Annotated in this window: 28 protein-coding genes; 10 read left to right on the top strand and 18 right to left on the bottom strand. The window is 37.1% G+C overall.

Features of this window, described 5'->3' with window-relative positions; all coding sequences use genetic code 11:
- Positions 1-119: 119 nt before the first annotated feature.
- From yigB to dapF, 4 genes are all read right to left on the bottom strand, one after another.
- Entirely contained in the window at positions 120-836 is a 717-nt protein-coding gene (gene yigB, locus ABEA36_RS03525) for a 5-amino-6-(5-phospho-D-ribitylamino)uracil phosphatase YigB (RefSeq protein WP_345488864.1), read from the bottom strand.
- Positions 836-1,765: a tyrosine recombinase XerC gene (gene xerC / locus ABEA36_RS03520; protein ID WP_345488862.1), complete on the bottom strand. Its 930-nt coding sequence runs from the start codon at positions 1,763-1,765 to the stop codon at positions 836-838. Before xerC ends, yigB begins: the two co-directional genes overlap by 1 nt.
- A 75-nt stretch (positions 1,766-1,840) precedes the next feature.
- A complete protein-coding gene (locus tag ABEA36_RS03515) occupies positions 1,841-2,617 on the bottom strand; it encodes a DUF484 family protein (protein ID WP_345488860.1) in 777 nt (258 codons plus the stop codon).
- A 12-nt stretch (positions 2,618-2,629) separates the two neighbouring features.
- Positions 2,630-3,454, bottom strand: a complete 825-nt coding sequence (dapF, locus tag ABEA36_RS03510; protein WP_345488858.1) for a diaminopimelate epimerase — start codon at positions 3,452-3,454, stop codon at positions 2,630-2,632.
- Between the two features lie 478 nt (positions 3,455-3,932).
- Between dapF and ABEA36_RS03505 the strand changes: the two genes are divergently transcribed.
- The 4 genes from ABEA36_RS03505 (at position 3,933) to ABEA36_RS03490 (ending at position 5,380) form a co-directional block, all read left to right on the top strand.
- Positions 3,933-4,124, top strand: a complete 192-nt coding sequence (locus tag ABEA36_RS03505) for a BRO-N domain-containing protein (protein WP_345488856.1) — start codon at positions 3,933-3,935, stop codon at positions 4,122-4,124.
- Positions 4,125-4,177: 53 nt separating this feature from the next.
- A complete protein-coding gene (locus tag ABEA36_RS03500; RefSeq protein WP_345488854.1) occupies positions 4,178-4,426 on the top strand; it encodes a BRO-N domain-containing protein in 249 nt (82 codons plus the stop codon).
- A complete protein-coding gene (locus tag ABEA36_RS03495; RefSeq protein ID WP_345488852.1) occupies positions 4,423-4,713 on the top strand; it encodes a hypothetical protein in 291 nt (96 codons plus the stop codon). The genes ABEA36_RS03500 and ABEA36_RS03495 overlap by 4 nt, the downstream gene beginning before the upstream one ends.
- A 97-nt stretch (positions 4,714-4,810) precedes the next feature.
- Entirely contained in the window at positions 4,811-5,380 is a 570-nt protein-coding gene (locus ABEA36_RS03490) for a hypothetical protein (RefSeq protein WP_345488850.1), read from the top strand.
- A gap of 194 nt (positions 5,381-5,574) precedes the next feature.
- Here the strand turns inward: ABEA36_RS03490 and lysA are convergent, their stop codons facing one another.
- The 13 genes from lysA to aspS form a co-directional block, all read right to left on the bottom strand.
- The gene (lysA, locus tag ABEA36_RS03485; RefSeq protein ID WP_345488848.1) at positions 5,575-6,822 is read right to left on the bottom strand and encodes a diaminopimelate decarboxylase; all 1,248 of its coding nucleotides are present in this window, start codon (positions 6,820-6,822) and stop codon (positions 5,575-5,577) included.
- On the bottom strand, positions 6,822-6,959 hold the full coding sequence (lptM, locus tag ABEA36_RS03480) for an LPS translocon maturation chaperone LptM (RefSeq protein WP_345488846.1): 138 nt from the start codon (positions 6,957-6,959) through the stop codon (positions 6,822-6,824). The genes lysA and lptM overlap by 1 nt, the downstream gene beginning before the upstream one ends.
- Positions 6,960-7,334: 375 nt before the next feature.
- Entirely contained in the window at positions 7,335-8,345 is a 1,011-nt protein-coding gene (gene ruvB, locus ABEA36_RS03475; RefSeq protein ID WP_345488844.1) for a Holliday junction branch migration DNA helicase RuvB, read from the bottom strand.
- 45 nt (positions 8,346-8,390) lie between these two features.
- On the bottom strand, positions 8,391-9,011 hold the full coding sequence (gene ruvA / locus ABEA36_RS03470; protein WP_345488842.1) for a Holliday junction branch migration protein RuvA: 621 nt from the start codon (positions 9,009-9,011) through the stop codon (positions 8,391-8,393).
- A 134-nt stretch (positions 9,012-9,145) separates the two neighbouring features.
- Positions 9,146-9,631, bottom strand: coding sequence for a crossover junction endodeoxyribonuclease RuvC (ruvC, locus tag ABEA36_RS03465; protein WP_345488840.1), 486 nt, complete (start codon positions 9,629-9,631; stop codon positions 9,146-9,148).
- On the bottom strand, positions 9,631-10,374 hold the full coding sequence (locus tag ABEA36_RS03460; protein ID WP_345488838.1) for a YebC/PmpR family DNA-binding transcriptional regulator: 744 nt from the start codon (positions 10,372-10,374) through the stop codon (positions 9,631-9,633). The genes ruvC and ABEA36_RS03460 overlap by 1 nt, the downstream gene beginning before the upstream one ends.
- Positions 10,375-10,461: 87 nt before the next feature.
- Positions 10,462-11,268 carry a helix-turn-helix transcriptional regulator gene (locus tag ABEA36_RS03455; RefSeq protein WP_345488836.1) on the bottom strand — a complete coding sequence of 269 codons (807 nt, stop codon included), beginning with the start codon at positions 11,266-11,268 and terminating at the stop codon, positions 10,462-10,464.
- Positions 11,269-11,290: 22 nt separating this feature from the next.
- Positions 11,291-11,827, bottom strand: coding sequence for a YbhB/YbcL family Raf kinase inhibitor-like protein (locus ABEA36_RS03450; protein WP_345488834.1), 537 nt, complete (start codon positions 11,825-11,827; stop codon positions 11,291-11,293).
- Positions 11,828-11,934: 107 nt separating this feature from the next.
- Positions 11,935-12,393: a hypothetical protein gene (locus tag ABEA36_RS03445; RefSeq protein WP_345488832.1), complete on the bottom strand. Its 459-nt coding sequence runs from the start codon at positions 12,391-12,393 to the stop codon at positions 11,935-11,937.
- A 76-nt stretch (positions 12,394-12,469) separates the two neighbouring features.
- On the bottom strand, positions 12,470-13,006 hold the full coding sequence (locus ABEA36_RS03440; protein ID WP_345488830.1) for a C2 domain-containing protein: 537 nt from the start codon (positions 13,004-13,006) through the stop codon (positions 12,470-12,472).
- Between the two features lie 129 nt (positions 13,007-13,135).
- Complete coding sequence (locus tag ABEA36_RS03435) at positions 13,136-14,950, bottom strand: hypothetical protein (RefSeq protein WP_345488828.1); 1,815 nt, start codon at positions 14,948-14,950, stop codon at positions 13,136-13,138.
- Positions 14,951-15,225: 275 nt separating this feature from the next.
- The gene (nudB, locus tag ABEA36_RS03430; protein ID WP_345488826.1) at positions 15,226-15,675 is read right to left on the bottom strand and encodes a dihydroneopterin triphosphate diphosphatase; all 450 of its coding nucleotides are present in this window, start codon (positions 15,673-15,675) and stop codon (positions 15,226-15,228) included.
- A gap of 51 nt (positions 15,676-15,726) precedes the next feature.
- Positions 15,727-17,484: an aspartate--tRNA ligase gene (gene aspS / locus ABEA36_RS03425; protein ID WP_345488824.1), complete on the bottom strand. Its 1,758-nt coding sequence runs from the start codon at positions 17,482-17,484 to the stop codon at positions 15,727-15,729.
- A gap of 282 nt (positions 17,485-17,766) precedes the next feature.
- On the opposite strand from aspS, the gene ABEA36_RS03420 reads away from it, so the two are divergent.
- The 6 genes from ABEA36_RS03420 to dusC all read left to right on the top strand — a co-directional run bounded on the left by ABEA36_RS03420 (position 17,767) and on the right by dusC (position 22,907).
- A complete protein-coding gene (locus tag ABEA36_RS03420) occupies positions 17,767-18,312 on the top strand; it encodes a cysteine hydrolase family protein (RefSeq protein WP_345488822.1) in 546 nt (181 codons plus the stop codon).
- Between the two features lie 35 nt (positions 18,313-18,347).
- Positions 18,348-19,133 carry a DUF3100 domain-containing protein gene (locus tag ABEA36_RS03415; protein WP_345488820.1) on the top strand — a complete coding sequence of 262 codons (786 nt, stop codon included), beginning with the start codon at positions 18,348-18,350 and terminating at the stop codon, positions 19,131-19,133.
- Positions 19,133-19,582 carry a hypothetical protein gene (locus ABEA36_RS03410; RefSeq protein WP_345488818.1) on the top strand — a complete coding sequence of 150 codons (450 nt, stop codon included), beginning with the start codon at positions 19,133-19,135 and terminating at the stop codon, positions 19,580-19,582. The genes ABEA36_RS03415 and ABEA36_RS03410 overlap by 1 nt, the downstream gene beginning before the upstream one ends.
- Before the next feature lie 16 nt (positions 19,583-19,598).
- Entirely contained in the window at positions 19,599-20,918 is a 1,320-nt protein-coding gene (locus tag ABEA36_RS03405) for an amidohydrolase (protein ID WP_345488816.1), read from the top strand.
- Between the two features lie 87 nt (positions 20,919-21,005).
- Positions 21,006-21,758 carry a molybdopterin-synthase adenylyltransferase MoeB gene (locus ABEA36_RS03400; RefSeq protein WP_345488814.1) on the top strand — a complete coding sequence of 251 codons (753 nt, stop codon included), beginning with the start codon at positions 21,006-21,008 and terminating at the stop codon, positions 21,756-21,758.
- Positions 21,759-21,974: 216 nt separating this feature from the next.
- Entirely contained in the window at positions 21,975-22,907 is a 933-nt protein-coding gene (gene dusC, locus ABEA36_RS03395; RefSeq protein ID WP_345488812.1) for a tRNA dihydrouridine(16) synthase DusC, read from the top strand.
- Positions 22,908-23,084: 177 nt separating this feature from the next.
- On the opposite strand, the gene ABEA36_RS03390 is transcribed toward dusC, so the two are convergent.
- Positions 23,085-24,038 carry a glucokinase gene (locus ABEA36_RS03390; RefSeq protein ID WP_345488810.1) on the bottom strand — a complete coding sequence of 318 codons (954 nt, stop codon included), beginning with the start codon at positions 24,036-24,038 and terminating at the stop codon, positions 23,085-23,087.
- Positions 24,039-24,265 lie beyond the last annotated feature (227 nt).

Here is a 24,265-nt window from a genome sequence, read left to right as displayed (position 1 = left end):
AAGCTATGTACACAAGGTATATTCAGATGTAACGTATTTTACGGACAAAGCTCATTATTATCTTCCCTAATACCGTATACCGTACACATTGGTTTAATAACTGTATTTTTATACATACATTATAGCAAATTATTTAATTCTGACAATTGTGTGATTTCAATGTGTGGAACAACACGCGCTAAACGTTGCTGATATAAATCGATATCAAACTCATTAATCCAACAGGCTTGCATGCCACTATTTATCGCACCTTGTACATCTGCATACAAATTATCACCCACATGCAAAATATGATTGAGAGGAATATTCAAACGCTCAGATGCTAAGGTAAACATATCATTATAAGGCTTAGATAAGCCATCAGCTCCACCTCTAAGTGAAAATTGGAAATACTGCTCCAAACCAATTTTAGCAATATCAGCATTACCATTGGTTATCACCGCTAGTGGAAATTTTTGTGCTAAGGCATTTAATGTGTTTAAGCTCTCACTAGGCACTGTAATTTTATTACGCCATACAACAAATTCATCCATTGCCAGATCGGTGATTTGCTCTAATTTATGGTTATCGGTAATACCATTTAACATTAAAAAACGACGAATCGCTGCCGCACGCCAAATTAAAACATCATGATAAATATCAGGTTCATCGATTAAAACATGTTGTTTAACACGATTAAAATCAGATAATTGTATATGCTGTAACGGCTCATATTGCTTAAGTACATCCATTAATGCCGCTTCGGCTTTCGCCATAAATGGGGTGTTATCATATAATGTATCATCAAGATCAAATGTCAGGGCTTTAATAGGATTAAGTGATCGATAAAAATGCATTAGTTTTTTCCTCGCTTTGCTCGTGGATGAGCTGAATCATAAACTTGAGCTAAATGATTAAAATCAAGATGCGTATAAACTTGAGTTGTTGATAGATCTGCATGGCCAAGCAGTTCTTGTACAGCCCTTAAATCACCACTGGCTTCAAGCATGTGTGTTGCAAACGAATGACGCAATTTATGCGGATGAATATGCACGCTTAAACCTTGCTTAATGCCCCACTGTTCAAACCGTTTCTCAACATTACGTGGTGAAATGCGTTTGCCTAATTTGGAAATAAATAATGCATCATCATGTGGTGATAAAAAATCACGCATTGATAGCCAATGCCGTAACCATTTTATTGATTCACGTCCTAATGGCAGTTTACGTTCTTTATTCCCTTTACCAACAACCCTAACTTCACCATCAATAAGGTTCAACGTTTTACAATTTAAACCTACAAGTTCAGATAAACGTAAGCCGGAACCATACATCAATTCAAGCATTGTTCTATCCCGCACAGAAAGGGGATCATTATATTTAATATCCATTAACTGATTAATGTCATCAATGTTGATATTTTTGGGAAGATGCCTGCCTTGTTTAGGGGTAAGCACACCTTTAGCTGGATTTGCATTTAACTGGCCGTTTTTTACCATCCAGTTAAAAAAACTCCGTAATGCAGATAACCGTAGTGCTAAACTACTGGTATTTAAACCATCGCGTTTGCTGCGACCGATTAATAATCTGACTGCCGATGAATCAACGTTTTGCCAGCACGAAATTTCAATTTGACTTGCCAATTTGATGATGGCATATAATTGACGTCGGTAATTGGTTTGAGTGTTTAAGCTAAGTTGTTTTTCTGATTTTAGATATAGTAAAAACTGTTCAACTGGCAGTGTCAGTAATTCACTATAATGTTGCTCTTTTTTTTGCTCGACCAAAATATCTCCCAAACGTTATCCGTTTGGCCAGTATTAAACATTATAATACTGACTCAAGTCATTTATTGTTGCCTATTAATTGCGTCGAGTTACCCAACGACTGATTAATATTGGTAGAATTTCACTGATTTTTTCTAACAGCAATGTACCTTGCCCCTGCTGATAATGTTCAGCAGAGCGACTAGCAAATACGACTACACCCAAATCACCAAACTTGCCGAGTAACGATAATGCCACGGAGCCCACATAGACTTTATCTGGTATCAACAAATCCAGTTCAGTTGAGTTTAGTTGACCTAAATACTGATAACTATATTGCAAATGACGCACACGGATAAAATCGAATTTATCCGTTGATAACGCAAAATGATAATAGCTTGAGGGCGCATTAAGTAACCATTTATCATCAAATAGGTAAAGGTATGCGCCAACTAAACCGAGTGATTTTGCCCATTGATTTAACCTTAATAACAGATCATTTAAATCGGTTGATTGTAACAACTGATGTTGTAATACCATTAATGATTCAAATAGCTTTTCATTACTGCTGGCATGTTCCATTAATAAAGTGATTTCTGTTTCTAGCTGTTTAATCTTACTACGCTGCCTTGCCATCTGCCATTCTGGTAGTGACATCACTCCCCTAACCGGATGGGGAATTTTCATTTCTTCAATCTGTTGTGCGTGACGTACAAAAAAATCTGGGTTTTGAATCAGGTACTGACTGACTAAGTCATCATTCAATAAAACCGCACCTTTTTTTGCCTGCACTGACGATTTTCGTGGTGCTCGGGTACGTTTTACGGGTGTCGGTTTTTCAGATATGTTGCTTTTTTTAGGCTTCGTTTCCATTATGCATCCTATTTATAACGATATAAAACCATCATAAACGTGTGTAGCACTCCCGGTCATATAAAGCGGAAACCCTGTCCCTTTCCATTCAATCGACAACTCGCCGCCAGGTAAATTGACTTTTACTTTGTTGTCTAATATACCTTGACGGATACCGACTGCAACGGCAGCACAAGCACCAGTACCACAAGCCTGTGTTTCACCAACGCCGCGTTCAAAAACTCGCAAACGAATGTGACTACGATCAACAATTTGCATAAAACCAATATTGGCTCTTTCTGGAAAACGTTCATGAGATTCCAAAACAGGACCTAATGTCGTCACTTGAGCAGTAATGACATCATCAACTTGAATAACACAATGAGGATTACCCATTGATGCTACACCACATAATACGGTTTGTTCTTGTGCACGGATAATATAGGTTTTTTCTTCTTTTATCGCTTTAAATGGCACACGGCTAGGCTCAAAACTGGGCTCACCCATATTCACTTTAACGGTTTCATCCGCATTCACCGTTAATACGATTATCCCTTTTTGAGTACTCACTTTCAGGATATTTTTTTTGGTCAAGCCTTTGAGTTTTACAAAACGTGCAAAACAACGTGCACCATTACCACACTGTTCAACTTCACTTCCATCGGCATTAAAAATGCGATAATGGAAATCGGTGTCGGGTGTATAAGGTGGTTCAACTAATAAAAGCTGATCAAAACCAATCCCAGTATGCCTGTCGGCTAATCGTTTGATGGTTTCAGGTGATAAATGAACATTTTGAGTAATGCTATCAATGACCATAAAATCATTACCTAGCCCATGCATTTTGGAGAAATTCATTTTACTCTCGCTTGCCTATTTTAATGCAGTATTCTATCTAATAGATGCATTATATCAGTGACAGAGCTATGTGGCTATTAGTGATTATGATGATATATAATCATTATATTTCGATGCGTTACACATTTGCACTGTATATTAAAACATGCAAATATATGCAAATGTCTGCAAAATTAAACATTAAATAACAATAACTTAAGAATGATAGTGAGCTAAATTTTGCAACATCCCACCACTCTTTTGACGTAATTTTTTTATCGGGATATATTGTTGCTTAGATGTCAGAACCTAAACCATAAGCAGACATATCACCCCGACAGGGTGATTTTTTTATTTTCAATAATCTATGCCGAGAGGGTGAGGAATAAAAGCCCCAAATAGGGGAATAACTTCAGCCTTTACTTATGGTAGGCTTCTGAACCTCTTGGCGCCTAGATCTGAATGGGACTTATCAGAAAAAGTCATAAGGACAATTATTATGTCAAACCTATCTATCAATTTATCATTATTTTCTTTTCAAGAATTATACAACGTCAGAACTGCCATTTTTGATAATAATGTTTGGTTTTTAGCTAATGATGTTTGTGCAATTTTGGGATATTCAAATCCAAGAAAAGCTATATCAGATCATTGCAAAGCTAAGGGTATACAAAACGTGACTCCCCTATAAAATGTGATGTAACGAGTCGTTACGGCACTTAAATAGCTAGAAAATCTCTAGAAATGACCTACATTGATGAACCCAACTTATACAGATTAACAACAAAAAGCAAAATGCCTAATTCTGAAAAGTTTGAGGAATGGGTATTTGAAATAATCCTACCAACTATCCGTAAAACTGGTAGCTACTCCGTTATAGACAAATCAAATTACATTACAGATAAACAACTAAATGATTTAAAGATAATCGTCAATAACATTTCTACCGCATATTTTACCAAGATTCTTTCATTCAAGGTATTTGGAAAATGATGAGTAATGTGACAGGTGCTGACAGTGTTCAACATATAACTAAAGATAAATTCTATCTATTAAAACCAAAAATTGAAAAAATGCTTGCCATTACTCGCATGTATTTACACTTGAGAAAAGATACAGGAGTGGCAATAGTTAAAAAGATTTTTAGAGGTCATACAAATGAAGATGTTGTAATATTCAACGTGAAACATAAACATGCTAAATTTATAGCTAACCTTAACAAAAATCACCTAATTAAATTAGATAACTTCAGTAAAAAACTTTTGAGTGAACTGAATTAGTAATTAGGCATTAAAAAAAGCCTTCAGGGCTTTATAAGTCTACAATCAAGTGATAATATCATAAACATCATAAACATATTTAATATAAGGATTAGCTATGACCAAAGGTAAAAAAATTTTAATTGCTGCTATTATTATAATCGGAGTACTTTATATAATGGGTCGTAACGGCAATAAAAAAGATGATACTTTTTCTACTTTACAATACCCACAAAATCAAATTGCTTTAATTAATGCTACAGTTGATGCTATGTCAAAATCTAAAAAAGCAGATAACGACATGCAAAAGGGGAATGCATTAAGAGAAAGGAGTAATGCTATATGTTCAACTATCGGATCGCTTTTCGTAAAAGATTGGGTTGGTATTATATCTAACATTGATTCAAATTCAGATGGGTATGGCATTTTAAGTGTCGAGATTAATAATGATATTTTCTTAAAAACATGGAACAATTCAGTATCTGATACATTTGATAATACTTTAATAAGACCCGGCACAAAATTATTTAATACAGTTTCAAATCTTAAAAGAGGTCAAGTAATAAAGTTTTCTGGGACTTTTTTTGCAGATGACCAAACATGTATAAATGAAAGTAGTTTAAGTTTAGATGGGAAATTAAAAGAGCCTGAATTCATTTTTAGATTTTCTAAAGTAACCCCATTATAACTTATTTATTTTGAGGTATTTTGTCTAAATAAAATACATACTGTGTAAATAAACAGTTTAAAAGATAACAATACAGATTTAAATGAATTGCAGAATATCATAAATTTATTGAATTGTTACTTATGATATAGATGAAATAAAAATTTGCCAGATTAGCATAAAAGTAAGGCGCCAAATAAGCGCCTTTTAGCAGACTAAATGATCTCGCCTTGCCATAACATATCAAAGTTTTCACGTTGACGAATTAAACGATGTTGTGATGCTTCAAGAAACACTTCGGCAGCTTTTGGATGGCTATTATAGTTTGATGCCATACTAAAACCATAAGCACCAGAACTACAAACGACTAATAAATCATCTTGTTGTAACGATAGCTGGCGATTTTTACCTAAAAAATCACTGCTTTCGCAAATTGGCCCAACCACATTGTAGGCATAAGTAATAGCATCATCAGTAGTTTGTTTCTCTGGTAAAATACGCATCCATGCTTCATACAGTGCAGGTCGAATTAAGTCATTCATCCCCGCATCAACAATCGCAAAATGATTGTCATCTTGATGTTTTATGTATTCGACTTTGGTGATTAATATACCGGAGTTAGCGACCAATGAACGCCCTGGCTCAAAGACCAATTCAATATCAGAATATGCTGATAGTTTTTTTAAAATCTCATTAACCAGCTCAGATGATTTTGGTGGGACTTCATCATCATAACAGACGCCAAGTCCACCACCAAGATCAATATGCTTAATCACGATACCATCATTTTTAAGCTGATCAACCAGGTTTAATACGCGGTCAGCCGCATCTAAAAAGGGAGACAATTCTGTCAACTGGGAGCCAATATGACAATCAATACCTTCAATAGCAATATGCGATAATTGAGCAGCTTTATGATATACGTCTCTTGCTAATTGATAGCTGATACCAAATTTATTATCACGTAAACCTGTCGAGATATAAGGATGGGTTTTTGCATCAACATCAGGATTAATACGCAATGAAATTGGGGCAATTTTGTTAAGTCGTTTTGCAACCATCTGAATTCGTTCTAATTCAGCTTCAGACTCGACATTAAAACATTTAATACCCACAACAAGTGCTCTTTCAATTTCAATCACTGATTTTGCTACACCCGAAAAGACCACTTTTTTAGGATCAGCGCCCGCTTTGAGTACTCGCTCAAGTTCACCTTGTGAGACAATATCAAAGCCTGACCCTAATTGAACTAAAGCATGGAGCAATGCAAGATTGCTATTAGCTTTAATCGCATAACAAATCAGATGTTTACGCCCTTTAAGCGCGTTATCAAATTCAATCCATTGTTGTTCGATATAGTCTCGGCTATATACATAAAGTGGCGTGCCATATTGCTTTGCTAAATCTGCAATCGCATGGCCTTGAGCTATTAATTTACCATTTTGGTATTGTAAGAAATCCATTAAGCAACCCGATAAAAGAAAGGCGAAGTAAACATTAACGTGGCGGTGTGTTTATCCGGCGCATATAACGGCCCTTTTAAGCCACATGCACTAAGTAAAAAGCTGAGTAATAAAATCGATAAAAACATTTTCATCATAATATATCTACTTAAATAATTTGTTAACAAAGTGATTATTTTGATACTAAGGCAATACACCCCAATAAACCGTCATTTTACTTCTATTAGTATTGAACGTACATTCTACTATACTTTAAAATCAATTTGCTAATAGAGTGTAGTTAGACTGTAAAAATACTGATAAGTTCAAAAGAATAATTAATTTATATTATATTGAAGATATGCGTTTAGTAATTTGAGTCATTGATTGATATTAAATGCCCAAATCACAAGCAATCACAGGGATAATCCGGTTACTCACGATCGTATAACGTGTCTTTTAACAACATGTCATTGCAGTTGACACACATTTTTACACTATAATCACCCATTATGACAATTTTTTAACGAAAATTATCGACGTTCAGGATTGATAATACCAAAATGTCGATAGGCATGCGGCGTTGCCATGCGACCTCTTGGCGTACGTTGAATATAGCCTTGCTGAATTAAAAAGGGTTCAAGTACATCTTCAATCGTTTCACGCTCTTCACCAATCGCTGCTGCAAGGTTATCTAAACCAACAGGCCCGCCCATAAATTTTTCAATAATGGTTAATAGCAATTTACGATCCATAAAATCAAAGCCTTCGATATCAACATCGAGCATGTCTAAAGCCTGTGTTGCAACAGAAGCATCAACAATACCATTAGATTTGACGTCCGCATAATCACGTACTCGACGTAAAAGACGGTTCGCAATTCTCGGCGTTCCACGCGAACGTTTGGCAATATGGTGAGCACCTTCAGCAGATAAATCCATCCCTAAAAATTTTGCACTACGGCTCACAATGTACTCTAAATCTGCCACTTGATAGAACTCCAAGCGTTGCACAATACCAAAACGATCTCGCAATGGTGATGTTAATGAACCTGCCCGCGTTGTCGCCCCAATTAACGTAAATGGAGGTAAATCAATTTTAATCGAGCGTGCTGCTGGCCCTTCACCAATCATAATATCTAATTGATAGTCTTCCATAGCCGGATAAAGAATTTCTTCAACAACCGGGGATAAACGGTGTATTTCATCAATAAAAAGGACATCATGCGGTTCAAGGTTGGTTAACATCGCCGCCAAATCCCCCGCTTTTTCAAGCACAGGTCCAGATGTCGTACGTAGATTAACATTTAATTCATTTGCCACAATATTGGCTAACGTGGTTTTACCCAATCCTGGTGGACCAAAAATTAAAAGATGATCGAGAGCATCTCCACGTTTTTTTGCTGCTTGAATAAAGATTTTCATCTGCTCACGGACATGAGGCTGACCAATGTATTCATCTAAGTACTTAGGACGAATCGCACGATCGATCGTATCATCTTCTTTAAGTGCTTGCGGGGATATTAAGCGATCTGCTTCAATCATAATGTCTTTTGCTCTTTAAATTAACTGGTATTGACTCAATCAATATTATAAGGCTGATTTTAATGCTTCTTTAATCAGTGTTTCACTATCCATATCAGGTTTAATCACTTTACTGATAATACGACTCGCTTCAGGCGGTTTATACCCTAGTGCGACCAATGCAGAAATGGCTTCACTCTCGATTTGGCTCGAGGTACGAAGCGATAATACTGACTGATCTTTACTATCGTGCGGAATCGTTTGATTCAGTAATTCGCCACCAAAGTTTTTGAAGCGGTCTTTCATTTCAACAATTAAACGTTCAGCCGTTTTCATGCCAACGCCCGGTAATTTAACTAATGTTTTAATTTCACCTTGTTCTACGGCAGCAACGAATTGGGTTGCAGACATGCCAGATAAAATAGCCAAAGCCAGTTTAGGCCCAACGCCATTAACTTTAATTAATTCACGAAATAAACGACGCTCTTGTTGGCTATTAAAACCATAAAGTAATTGGGCATCTTCACGCACAATAAAATGCGTCAGTATAATCGCTTCTTGGCCATTATCCGGTAGTTCATAAAAACACGTCATGGGCATCGAGACTTCATACCCGATACCATTTACTTCAATTAAAACTTCGGGCGGTTGTTTTTCAATAATAATGCCACGTAGACGACCAATCACATTAATCCCTTTTAACCGAAAATGAAAATTATATGCAGTTTACCCTATGCGAATAAAAGAATAAAGTAAAAACTGTATAAATAGACAGGCAATTATCCTGTGCAGATGCAACGGATAATTTTAGTTAAATCGAATTATCGCTGTTTAAGTAACGAAGTGAACAAATGACTATGTGTAATAGCAATAGCTAAAGCATCAGCGGCATCAGCCTGTGGGCTGGCGGGTAATTTAAGTAACATTTTAACCATATGCTGGACCTGCTTTTTATCAGCGGCACCCGTGCCAACGACCGATTGTTTGACTAACCTTGCTGCATATTCAAACACAGGTAGTTGATTATTCACCGCGGCTACAATTGCGGCACCTCTGGCTTGTCCAAGCTTTAATGCTGAATCGGCATTTTTTGCCATAAAAACTTGTTCAATTGCAAAAACATCGGGTTGAAACTGGAGAATAATCTCACTGACGCCTGCGTATATGCGTTGTAAGCGACTAGGTAAGTCATCAACCGCCGTACGAATACAGCCACTACCAAGATAGGTTAATTGACGGCCCGTTTGACGAATTACACCGTAACCCGTCAAACGTGAACCAGGATCTATGCCAAGAATTATCGACATTAGAGTGTTGCTGCAACCTCATCTGAAACTTCACCATTATGGTAAACTTCTTGCACATCATCGCAATCTTCAAGCATATCGATAAGACGTAATAATTTAGGCGCAGATTCAATATCCAAATCAACTTTCGTTGCTGGAATCATCGACACTTCAGCTGATTCAGCAACGAGACCTGCCGCATCTAATGCATCTTTTACTTCACCAAATGATTCTGGTGTGGTAAATACATCAATAGCACCATCATCATATGTCATGACATCATCTGCACCAGCTTCAAGTGCAGCGTCCATCACTTTATCTTCATCAGTACCTGTTGGATATGAAATTACCCCTTTTTTGGTAAATAGATAAGATACTGAACCATCAGTCCCCAAATTACCACCAGTTTTAGTAAAGGCGTGACGCACTTCAGACACGGTGCGGTTACGATTATCACTTAAGCATTCAACCATAACAGCCGTACCAGCTGGACCGTAACCTTCATAAATGATAGTTTCCATGTTACTATCATCTTCCCCACCGACACCACGAGCGATTGCACGATTCATCGTGTCACGGGTCATATTGTTTGATAATGCTTTATCCATTGCAGCACGTAAACGAGGATTCGACGCTGGATCGCCACCACCAATTTTAGCTGCCGTGACTAATTCACGAATAATTTTAGTAAAGATTTTACCACGTTTAGCATCTTGTGCTGCCTTACGATGTTTGGTATTAGCCCACTTACTGTGACCTGCCATAAAATTCTCCAGATATAATTGCTTTTATAAAAATCGCTGCATTTTAACAGAGATTTTTATAAAATTCATTATTAAGTTTGTTTCGCGCTATCTTCTCATCTCACTAGGTGAGAAACCAAACCGTTTTCGAAAGTAATGCGCAAAACGTGATCCCGAACTGTAACCAATTTCATGAGCAATTTGTGTAATCGTTAAATGAGAGGTTTGCAGTAACGTCAGCCCTTTTTTCATTCTTGCTTCAAAAATAATATTCGATAACGAATGACCTTGTTGGGCTAAATGTCGCCTTAAGGTTGATTCACTCATCGCAAAATGTTTTGCGATTGCTGCGGCTTGCCATTTTTGCGGTGGTGAGCAAGTCACCATTTTACTAATATTAAATGATAATTGATTATTATGTGGCACAGGTAAACCGATGTTTTCAAGCTCTAAACACAGTAATAGTTGATTGAACTGATGATTGATAAGCCGTAGATCAATCGATGGTGTTTGAAGCATATTTAATAAATAATCAATCGCTTGATGAAATGTCCCCATCGGTGATGAAATCACGTTGATCATGTTGATAGCATTATGATTTTTCGTTAGGCTTTGTGTTTGATAATTGCTTAAAATCTGCTCGGACCATGCAAAACAATCCGCCATATAAATTTGGTTATCCCGATTTTGATTAATCACATCAATTGTGATGCCTGCGGGGATAACCAACAATTGACCAGCAGATATTAGATATTGCTTTTGATTGGCAATAATCATTTTACAACCTTGTAATACGCGGACAAGCAAAGGTTCTGTTATGGTTAATTTGGATAATCGATGCCCACAATCTTGTATCACGCGGGCGTAATATCCGGTACCGTCAAATCGTCGTAATTGCCGAGTAATAGATTGCAAAAGAAAACCTCATATTAAAATGCTATCGTTGATAGTGATAGACCAGCGTTGCTTTATCCAGCATGTGGTGGTAACTAATATAACCAATGAGTGCCGCACTCGTTGTATTGTTGACATCAATAGTCTCAATGTCTAACGCATATAGGGTAAAAATATAACGATGGTTTGTCCCCGCTGGCGGACAAGGTCCACCATAATTGACATGGCCAAAATCATTGCGGACAGCGACTGCACCATTAGGTAATTTGAGAATATCATCACCTGCATTATGTGTAATGTGATTAGCTATCGCAGGAATATTAGCAATGACCCAATGCCACCAACCAGAACCTGTTGGAGCATCGGGATCATACATGGTTAACACAAAGCTTTTTGTTTCTTTAGGAGAATGATGCCACTGTAAATTTGGTGAAATATTTTCCCCATCACAGCCAAAACTATTAAGAATATATTGTTTACTAAAACCATGTTCAGAAAGATCAGTACTGGACAACGTAAAAGGTTGAGCTGTGATATAAAAACTGATCATACTCATAATAAACAGAACAATTTTTTTCATGTTGATGAACTCGATGATTAAATGTGTTTAAAATAGTATCGACAATTAGCGTAGTGTACGACACTAATTCGCTCATTTATGGTACAAATTCGTGCAATTTAATGTATCTAGCAATTTTCAGTATAATCAGGTTCTTCGATATCTACGTCATCACACATCGCGATTTGATAGAAATCCACTTTTGTAATCTCTTCAAGCTGCCCTGTTATTGCATTATAACAAAAGTAGCGAGTAATATAATTAGCACCCATAAACGAACCTATCCAATAAGGTCGATAAACATTTTCATTATCAATTTGGCGTTCTTCTTCAAGCGCAAATAACCTGATTGATGTCGTACTACGCACTTTAGTCGTATTGGCTAATACTTCATTAATAAAACAGTCACATATTTCATGTTCATGCTGAATATTTATCAGTTCTTTTTCACAAAAAAAACCCCAAATAACCATCACGAAAATAACTACAACAATGCTACCGATACCCCAAAGTAGCGAGGTAATAATTGAAAATGGATCACCGCCTAATAGCATGGTAATGTTTAATATTGCGATGTGATTATACATAAAAAATGCTGATTTAAATTAACCTAAACAGATTATCTTATACAGTATGATATTTATCAATCTGATTCATCAAAACTTAACTTAATAACCTAATCTGCTGTTTTAAACTTTCGATAAAACCTAAATCCACTTCATGCGGATATAATCCTTTTTGCCATGTTTGCAAGTATGCAAGTTGTTGTCTAGATAATGGTAATAACACACTGGTTGTATTTACAGTGTTTTGCATCAGCGATGCCGCCGATGGGCTGACCGTTTGCAACGGCCGCACTTCGGCTTTTGCCACTCGCTCAACTGCGTTGGACGAGTGGCAGCATCGCTCATACCATTTTTCATATCCTACTAAATTAAATGTATCGCTTAACCGTGCGCCAAAGGCGGTTTCTACCGCCATTGGCAGCCGATGAGTTAGTTTACTGTAAGGAAACGCACATTCAATGACCAACTGATCATTCAAGTACTTAACTTTATAACATTTTATTTTTAAATTTTGTCCTAACAGTTCAGTTAATATATAGGTTGATTCATTATAACTTTTTAAAAATAACCCATCTCTAAAGAGTAAAAGCGTGTTTACTCCACTTTGTAAAGCTAACTTATCGATCATTTTCATCTTAACATCCTTGTTTAATAGTCATTTATTGACAGTTGATAGTTACCCTAATGGATAACCATCATATTTCCTTATTTGTCATAACACCGATAAAATTCGAATTATTAGCGTATCAAATTATAATGAAAGCTAATCACCTCGGCATATTGCGCCTGTAACAGGATAGTTTGCATAAGCAAAACCAACATAACCATTTGAGCTAACAGTTAGCTGGTAAACGGTAGAATAGGCTTCTGCTGTCCAATAAATTTTCGACGGTGTTGACCAAGGTGATGAGTCATAATTCGCAACATCCCCCCATTCAGACATAAATGTACCAATGTCTCGCGAATAATAATTTGCCACAATATAGGTGCTACTGTTTTCTGGATAGTTTGTGGTATCAGCAAGCGGACTATTAGTCAATTCATCTCGTCGATAAAGGTATTTTTGTCGCCATGCCTTACCTTCATTTGTCATATCCAAAATTTGTGTTTTTAGTGTCGTCGGGCTTGCATTACCATCAACCATAACACGACATGTATTTAACGTATCAAAACTCGATGAGTTTGATAAACTACTCATGTTGCCATAATTCATCATACCGTAGCCTATCGCCCATTTACTTGGTATTGGTATAGCATAGCTATCCACGACAACCCAGCCATTATTATCTGTATTGTATTCAAGTGTTATCTTCGGCACACCACCCGCTACAAATGCGGTTTTAGTAGCAGAGTTATAGGTGACAACACAATTCTGACCTAATACTTTACTTGCGGCCCCTGATAAGGTTATTTTTCCGCCATTATCAGGGGAAGAGCAACGATACTTACTCTGATCACTCCCAGACCCGATAATTTTAAACACAGCATTTACAAAGCCCGTGGTTGGAAAACCAGCACTGACTTTGAATCCCTTTGCTCTTTGCCATGTTGATGAATTATAGCCACTGGCATATTTTACAGAGGATGAGTCAGTTCCTGGATAAACAGTCAAATCTTTTGGCTGAATCGTACAGATGATCTTCTCATTTGGTTCAAACGTATAGGTAATACCGTCATGCGTACCATATGCATTAGTATTTGGATCGCCATATGTGGTATTTGCACTAACAGCCGATGGCACCTCTACTTTTAATGTGTAAGGACCACTACATGCAGTTAATGTTTGACCTAATTCTGCTGATGTTATTGCGACGCCATCGTTATACCACGTCGCCCTCATTGCACCCGTTACATTTGTATTCGAGGCTATAGCCGCATCACCATCATCATCATTGACAGTGATATTCATCAAATTTTCTAAATTGCCATTAACATTAACTAAAGCTACTACATCACTATAGGTCATACCTGATGGTGCCGTTAACACATTATTAGCCATACTGGCGTCGATTCTAACCATGTGTTTTGTTACACCATTAGATTCATATGTACCATCCCACATACTAAAGCCTAATAGATCGTTTAGATTGTTCAATTTAGTGACACTGTCTGGCAATAATAAATACGGCTTATTACCTTGTATGCTATTTGCCGTTGTAGATGATAAGGCTGCATTCGCCCTATTCACGACCAATATTAGGAATAGTAATATGATGAGTAATAATGAAAAAAGCGATGTTAATCGATAATATTTCGAAGGAATCAAAAAAAGTTGAGCCGTTTGATTTATTGATTGGAAGCTCATTAAAATTTTTGTCAAAAGCGTATCTTTACTGCCTGATAAATCAGTATTTGCATAAAGACAATTTGCAGATTGAGAATGTAACGTGAATGAAGCTTTTGATGTTAGACCATGTGATAAATCAGATAAACCGATATTATGAGTATAATTTAAATGCTGCCTGCTGCCTGCTGCCTGCTGCCTGCTGCCTGCTGCCTGCTGCCTGCTGCCTGCTGCCTGCTGCCTGCTGCCTGCTGCCTGCTGCCTGCTGCCTGCTTTATTACCATATTTTACCATATCTTCCTCTCTTTTTCTATTTAATTATTTGTTTTTTTTGAGATTTATTTAAATTTTTATTCTAAATTTAATGCGCATAATAGTGTAACGCCAGCGATTATAATACAATCACTTTTAAAGCTAAAATAAAAATTAATGAAGATTAATTTACACTCTATTACAAAAAACTTACATTAAGATCGCATAAGCTGTCGTACTCTTATCAGTAAAAAGCAAAGCGCAATTTTTTGATAACTTAATTAAAATACTTGAATTCATCACTCAAATATTTCAGCCTAATTTGAAAAGTTAAGTTGTTTCACCAGCTCTATTGCCTGTCGATTGTTCCACGACGGAGTTAAGGCTTTTGCTTTATCAAATGGCAGCCATTGATAAGCCAAGTGTTCAGTTAATTGCGGTGTGATTTCATGGGGTAATGGTAAATAAAACCAGTGTTCTTTGTTAAGAGTGACATCAGGAGCGTAACGGTGTCTGAATTGGGGGAAAATCTCAAACTCGACCATTTTATCGGCATCAATTAACCGATATTCCATAAGTAATATATCAATCCCTGTTTCTTCTTTGACTTCACGCAATGCAGTTTGTTTCGGTATTTCACCCTCTTCCAAACTGCCTGTTACGGACTGCCAAAAATGCACGTCATCTTGCCGTTGAAGCATGAGGCAACGTTCAGTATAAGGACAAAAAATAACAACTAATACTGATTCAGGTTTTTTGTATTTCATCGATATCTACCAAAGCGTTAAATCATTGATTTAACGCTTTAACAATAAAAACTACTTTTTACTCACTTCGATGCCAAGTTCAGTTAATGCAGCAGGATTTGCTGGGCTTGGTGCATCAGTTAATAGGCATGCAGCCGCCGTTGTTTTAGGAAATGCGATAACATCACGAATATTATCGGTACCAACTAATAACATGGTTAAGCGGTCTAACCCAAATGCAAGTCCAGCATGAGGTGGTGTGCCGTATTTTAAAGCATCAAGCAAGAAGCCAAATTTTTCACGTTGTTCTTGCTCATTAATACCTAAAATCGTGAAGACAGATTGTTGCATTTCATTCCGATGAATACGCACAGATCCCCCACCCACTTCATACCCATTGATAACCATATCATAAGCATTTGCCACTGCATTTAGCGGATCAGCTTTCAATTGCTCTGGCGAGTAATCTTTCGGTGATGTGAATGGATGGTGCATTGCACTAAGTCCACCATCAGTTTCTTCAAACATAGGGAAGTCAACAACCCAAAGTGGTGCCCATGTTTTTTCATTGGTTATTTGTAGATCTTTCCCAACTTTGAGTCTTAGCGCACCTAATGCATCACTCACTATTTTATAGCTATCAGCACCAAATAGTAAAATGTCACCATCATTAGCATTTGCGCGTTCTAATAAAGACGCCATCTGATCGGCAGTAAAGAATTTAGCAACAGGACTTTGTACCCCGTCTAATCCTTTACTACGTTCATTGACCTTAATCCATGCCATACCTTTTGCACCGTACACACCAATAAATTGTGTATATTCATCAAGTTGTTTGCGGGTCAAACTGGCTCCGTTTGGTACACATAATAGCGCAACACGTCCTTTCGGATCATTAGCTGGCGTTTGGAATACTTTGAAATCAACGTCTTTAACAATGTCTGCCACATCAGTAATTTCAAGTGGATTGCGGAGATCAGGTTTATCACTACCAAAACGACGCATCGCATCAGCAAATGTCATAATAGGGAATTGCCCTAAATCAACATTCAAAATATTTAACCATAACCCTCTGATCATTTGTTCCATGGTGGCTTGAACTTGCTCAGCTGTCATAAATGAGGTTTCAACATCAATTTGGGTAAATTCAGGCTGACGATCGGCACGAAGATCTTCATCACGAAAGCATTTTACAATTTGGTAATAACGATCAAAACCTGACATCATGAGAAGCTGTTTAAAAATTTGTGGTGATTGTGGTAACGCGTAAAACTCACCTTTATGAACACGACTTGGTACTAAATAATCTCGCGCACCTTCAGGCGTTGCTTTGGTTAACATCGGTGTTTCGATATCTAAAAAGCCATTTTCACTCATAAAATTACGCACAAAAGCAGTAATTTTTGCGCGGGTTTTAAATATTTTAGCCATTTCAGGGCGACGTAAATCAATATAACGGTATTTTAATCGTTGCTCTTCAGTGTTGTTTTGATTAAAGTCTAATGGCAAGATATCGCTACGATTGAAAATCATCAGATCAGTGGCTAATACTTCGACTTCACCTGTAGCCATTTCTTTATTTATTTGCCCTTGTGGTCTTGCACGCACTTTACCTTTAATTTGAATGCAAAATTCATTACGCAGTTCTGAAGCTAGCTTGAAAGCGTGTTCATATTCAGGATCAAAAAATACCTGAACAATACCTTCACGATCTCGCATATCAATAAAAATCATACCACCTAAATCTCGGCGTTTATTGACCCAACCACATAATGTGATCTCCTGATTGATATGTGAGGCGTTTAATTGTCCGCAGTAATTGGTTCGCATAAAAATATATCCTATAAGCTTTGCAAAATGGTAGTTATTATAGAGCAAATTCAATTTGTATAAAGCCTGTTGCGCAAAATATTCAGTATTTATTTTATTTATATTATCGTTACAGTAATCATTTTGTTTAATTACCCCTTTTATCAAATTATTTAAATTCAAAAAGATACTGAAATAGGTTAAACGGATCGTTCTGATTGTTAACAAAACGTAAATTTAACACTTGTCATCGGCTTAATTTATTAATAAGCTTTGGTTTTCAATCAATTTGACTCGTTAAATATGAAAGCATTAATCTCTATTGATTATACCTATGATTTTATCGCATCAGATGGCGCACTCACCACTGGTCATGCAGGCCAAGCTATTGAGTCAAGTATTGTTAAAATAACGCAGTCATTTATTGAACGCGGTGATTTTGTGGTTTTTGCTATTGATGCTCATGATCCAACCGATGTGTTTCACCCAGAAAACGTACTCTTTCCGCCCCACAATATTATCAATACTCAAGGGCAAAATCTGTATGGTGATTTGAACCAACTCTTTCATCAATACCAATCTTCATGCCAAGTTTATTGGATGAATAAACGACACTATTCTGCTTTTTGTGGAACAGACTTAGATTTACGTTTAAGAGAAAGACACATCACAGAACTTTACTTAACCGGTGTTTGTACCGATATCTGTATTTTACATACTGCAGTCGATGCCTATAATCTTGGTTATAAACTTTTTATTTACCAAGATGCGGTTGCCAGTTTTGACCCAATAGGTCATACATGGGCGCTCAAGCATTTTCAACATACTTTAGGCGCAACCATACTATAACCACTTTTAGCTAAACATAATAAAGAGGATCCCTAATGGAAATTTTAAAAGACTATAGAGTGCACCTGCTCGCCCTATTAGTTGTGATTGTATGTGAGTTTATTGGCAGGCAAACAATATGGGTGATTACTGTTTACCCTATGTTATATGCCATGATTATTGGTGGCATAATTAGTTTACCTAAACTCAAAATTCTTAAAGAAAAAAATATGCATAATGCCAGTGCAGTGATGATTGTGACATTAATGCTGCTAATCGCTAAACTTGGTGTATCCGTTGGCCCCAAAATTAATGAAATTTTAAATGCAAAAATGGCATTAATTTTTCAAGAATTGGGACATTTTGCAGGTACAATTTTACTCGGTTTACCTTTAGCAATGATGTTAGGTATGGGACGCGAAGCTGTTGGTGCAACCTATTCCGTCGCGCGTGAGCCGAACATTGCGATTGTAGCTGATAAATATGGACTTGATTCACCAGAAGGTCGTGGTGTAATGGCAATGTATGTTTGCGGAACATTATATGGCGCAATTTGGATGAGCGTACTAGCAAGTTTTATGGCACAATTAGACATTATTCACCCTTATGCATTAGCAATGGGTGCGGGTGTGGGCAGTGGGAGCATGATGGCGGCATCACTCGCTCCAATTAGTGATTTATACCCAGAAATGGCGGGCGATATCAAAGCCTATGCAACTGCCGCTAACTTAATGTCGAGCGTACTTGGTATTTATATTTATATTTTATTTTCATTACCCTTTGCCTCATTTTTATATAACTTTTTCGCCCGTTTTCGTCGCCAAAAATCAGGAGCAAACTAATGAAAATTTTAGAAACGATTTTTTTATTAATCCTTGTTGCTATTATTATGGCGGCAGGTAATACGATTGGCTATCATATTGATTTTATCACTTCATTAGAAGCATTAGGTATATTAGTTGTTATTTCTATTATTGGATTTTTAATCAGCAAATTACCTATTTTTCGTAAATTACCGGTAATTTTGTGGGTATCCATTGTAGCTGCGATAGTCTCATCACCTATTTTTCCATTACATGAAACCATCGTACAAGTTACCGATAAAGTCTCATTACTTGCGGTATGTACGCCAGTACTTGCTTATGCTGGTCTTGCAATTGGTAAAGATTTAGCATTATTTAAACGTATTTCATGGCGAATTATTCCTGTTTCATTAGCCGTTTTTTCAGGTACATTTATTTTTGCGGCACTCATAGCACAAATCACCTTACATTGGGAAGGCGTCATTTAATTTATAGAGGTTGATAATGAATAAAACGTTATTAAAGCAAAAGGTCTGTCAAGCCATTGCGGCCCGAAAACCAGACATTATAGCCGTTGCAGAGGCCATTTGGGCTGAACCAGAGCTTGGCTATAAAGAAACAAAAACCGCAGAAAAAGTCGAAGCAACTTTTAAACAACTTGGTGTTGAGTATAAAAATAAGCTGGCTTTAACGGGTGTTAAAGGTCGTTTAAAAGGTGGTAAAGGGAGTAAGTATAGTATTGCAGTTATTGGTGAGCTAGATGCGATTATCTGCCCCGACCATCCTGCGGCAAGTGAATTATCCGGCGCTGCACATTGTTGCGGTCATAATGCTCAAATCGCCAATATGATGGCAGTGACTATGGGTCTTATCGATGCTGGGGCTATGGCATTTTTAGCCGGTGATGTTGTCCCTTTTGCAGTACCCGCTGAAGAATATGTTGAAATTACTTACCGTAACCGCCTAATTGAAGAAGGTAAAATTAAGTATATCGGCGGTAAACCCGAGTTAATTTATCGTGGTGAATTTGATGATATCGATATGGCACTGCAAATTCATTTAACCAGCGTCCCACAAGAACGTGATAATGGTTTTATTGAAATTTCAACCACCAGTAACGGCTTCATTGGTAAATTGATAAACTACAAAGGTGTAGCTGCACATGCAGCGGCCGCTCCGCATGCTGGCGTCAATGCGTTAAATGCTGCAATGATGGGTATGATGGGTGTTCATGCAATTCGTGAAACGTTTCAAGAAAAAGATTACATTCGTTTTCACCCGATTATTACGCAAGGGGGTGATCTCGTGAATGTGATTCCAAGTGATGTACGTATGGAAAGCTATGTTCGTGCAGGTAATGTCCCTGCTATGATCGATGCAAATGAGCGGATTAATACTGCACTTAAGGCTGGTGCAATGGCAGTTGGTGCCACTTGTGAAATCAAAGATTTACCAGGCTATCTGCCGCTCAACAATAACCCGACATTAAATGATCTTTTACAAAACAATGCTCAAACCCTGATTGGTGAAGAAAATGTTTGGGTGGCGCCACACATGACGGGGAGTACCGATACGGGTGACTTATCTCATATTATGCCGGTTAGCCACCCGTGGATTGGTTCCATTCGTGGGGTTTTACACGGTAAAGACTACACCGTCTTTGATGAGGATATGGCGTATATTCGCCCAGCACAAATGATGGCCTGTACTATCATTGATTTGTTGTATGATGATGCCGAAAAAGCTGACGAATTAATGAAAGATTATAAACCCTTAATGAGTAAAGAAGAGTACTTGACCTTTTTATCGGGTTTTGAAAAATAATCAACTGATTAAAATGGCGCTTAATGCGCCATTTTTTATGTTAGAATAATGACTCTCTTTTTTTGAACGCCCCATGACATTCATTTTATGCTACAACTGACAGATAACGAACTCTTATGCTACGACAGACAAATCACTTTAAAAGGGTTTGATATTGATAAACAAGAATTATTAAAAAACCAATCTGCTTTAATTATTGGTTTAGGTGGCCTTGGTTGCAGTGCGTCACTTTATTTATGTAGTGCGGGTATTGGCAAGCTGACCTTAGTGGATTTTGATACCATATCTGAATCGAATCTTAACCGCCAGATTCTCTACACCAATCAGTCTATTCAACAACAAAAAGTCATCGCCGCAAAATCAGCTTTACTCCAGCATAATCCAGCAATCAGCATCGATACTTGTGCGGAGCAGTTAGATGATAGTGCCTTGTTAAAACTAATAGAACAACACCATGTTGTAGTCGATTGCACCGACAACATACAAACCCGTGAACAAATTAACCGTTGTTGTTATCAACGTAAAACACCGTTAATATCTGGCGCTGCCATTCGTATGGAAGGATTGCTGTCAGTCTTTACCTATCAAGAAAATGAACCTTGTTATCACTGCCTTAGTCTTTTGTTTGGTCAACAACAATTAACGTGCGTTGAAGCGGGCGTCATGGCGCCTTTAGTAGGCATTATTGGCTCAATGCAAGCGCTTGAAGCCATCAAAGTCTTAACCCATTACGGTCAACCATTAGTTAGTCGCTTGTTGATGATTGATACCATGACCATGCAATTTAATGAAATCAGCTTTACGAAATTGGCTAATTGCCCAGTATGTCAGGCTAAATAGGGTAATCCGACTATTTTGATCGTTAATAGCGTTTTGAATTAAGAATAGATATTCAATTATATTAATAATCGCTTGATTACAGCTGTTTTAGTGGTTTAAGTCCTTTATTTAGTTAATGCCGCTTTAATCACTATCGGCTGTACTTGTCTGCTTAATCCCTTATAATATATCTCAATTTATAGCTTAGGTAACATTTAGTAAAAATTAGGCCATGTTATGCGTGTGATGTTAGCGCCAATGGAAGGCGTGTTAGATGGTTTTGTCAGAGAACTACTGACAGATATTAATGATTATGACTTGTGTGTTACCGAGTTTGTTCGCGTCGTTAACACACTTTTGCCAGCAAAAACATTTTATCGTTTATGCCCAGAGCTTCATCATCAGGGTTATACAAAATCTGGCACACCAGTCCGTGTCCAATTATTAGGTAGTTCACCTGAGTGGGTTGCTGAAAATGCGGTTAGAGCGATAGAATTAGGCTCTCATGGAATCGATTTGAATTGCGGATGCCCCGCTAAAAAAGTAGTTGGTAATGATGGTGGTGCCAGTTTATTAAAAAGCCCTGATATCATCTACCAAGTGACTCAAGCGATCCGTAAAGCTATCCCCAAAACACAGACGTTATCAGTCAAAGTACGTTTAGGATGGGATTCTATTGCACAACGTTACGAAATAGCCGATGCTACACAGCAAGGCGGCGCGAATGAAATTGTAGTACATGGCCGTACCAAAGAAGATGGTTACAAAGCAGATAAAATTAACTGGCAGGCCATAAGTGATATTCGTCAGAAGCTTACTATTCCCGTTATTGCCAACGGTGAAATTTGGCACTACCAAGATGGGCAAAATTGCCTCAATATTACTGGTTGTGATAGCTTGATGATTGGGCGCGGCGCATTAAATATTCCCAACTTAAGCAACGTCATCAAATATGATGCTGAAAAATTAGATTGGCAACAAGTATTAACCATTCTAAAAAAATATGTGCAACTGCATAACCCGAATGATAGTGGCTGTTATCATGTTGCCAGAATTAAACAATGGTTAAATTATTTACGTAAAGAGTACACCGAAGCTGCTGTATTATTTTTAAAAATACGAACCATTAGCGATTCACCGCATCTTACTACCGTCATTTTAAATGAATAACCATCAACGCTAAGGCAAGATAATGTTATTTTATTAATATTATCTTGCCAAGATGGTCGTTTATTTTCGTTATTTTTTTATCATCAGCCAACATTATAGTGTAAAAAAACCGAATAAATTTAAAAGTCAAGGCTGAATGCTTTTTTAAGAAAAGAACGTTATCAAGTATTTTAAAGCCTAAGCAATATCTTGCATTAAATACATCCCAGCCCCTAACAATCCTGGATCAGGATGCACTATCACGTACACAGGAATCGTCTTAAGTAAATAGCTCATACGCCCTTTATTTTCAAAATGATGACGAAATTCAGATTGCATAAGGTAGTCAATAAAGCGAGGTACAATCCCGCCAGCAATATAGACACCACCTTTAGTATTCATGGTTAATGCTAAATTGCCACCAAAACGCCCCATAAACGTACAAAACAATTTTAAGGTTTGCTGACATAGTGGACAACGATCGTTAAGTGCATTATCAACAATTTCACTAGGTGATAATTCGGATTTATCGGCATGATTGATTTCAAGAAGAGCTTGATAAATGTTGATTAACCCATTACCTGATAAAAACCGTTCTGCTGAAACGCGTGTGAATTTTTTACGTAAGGTATCGAGTAATTGGTCTTCTTGTGGAGTCGTCATTGGTAATTCAACGTGTCCCCCTTCACCAGAAAGGCTTAACCAACGTTTTTCTGTTTTTAATAAATGCGCAACCCCAAGTCCCGTACCTGCACCATAGATTGCAATTGGGTAATGAGTATCTGGTTTATCACCACCAATTTTTTTTACATCTTCTGCACGTAAAGCCGGTACCGACATAGCGACAGCTGTAAAATCATTAATCACAGATAGGTGCTTTAGCTGTAATGCGGATTGTAGTTCACGACGAGAAAATTCAATATGATTATTGGTCATCGTAACGTGATCACCTTCAATGGGACAAGCAAGCGCTAAACACGCATAATCAATGTTTGCTTCACACGTTTTTAAATAGTTTTCGATTAACTGTTTTAGACATGTATCATCATTAATGGTGAATTTTTCAATGTTAGATAATGTTTTATTGGATTTATCAAATAAAGCAAAACGTGCATTTGTGCCACCAATATCAGCAACCAGTAACTGTTCCATAACCGTCCTTTAAGGCTAAAATCGAAAGTTAACTATTTTAGGCTACAAATAGTGAAACAGCAATTTAATGTTTGGGTTTAATAATTAGAATTATGTTTAAAAATAAACTTAATGTCCTTTTATGTTGAAAACGGATTGGTGAAAAGATTCTTCACAATAAACCATAATGTGGAAATAGGTCATTTATAACATTTGTAGTTTAATCGGTATGTTATGAATTGTTATAC

This window comes from Orbus sasakiae, assembly GCF_039542345.1.
GTDB classification, from domain to species: Bacteria; Pseudomonadota; Gammaproteobacteria; order Enterobacterales; family Orbaceae; genus Orbus; species Orbus sasakiae.
The sequence above is the reverse complement of the archived record's forward strand: the minus strand, read 5'-3'. Positions and strand labels throughout refer to the sequence as shown.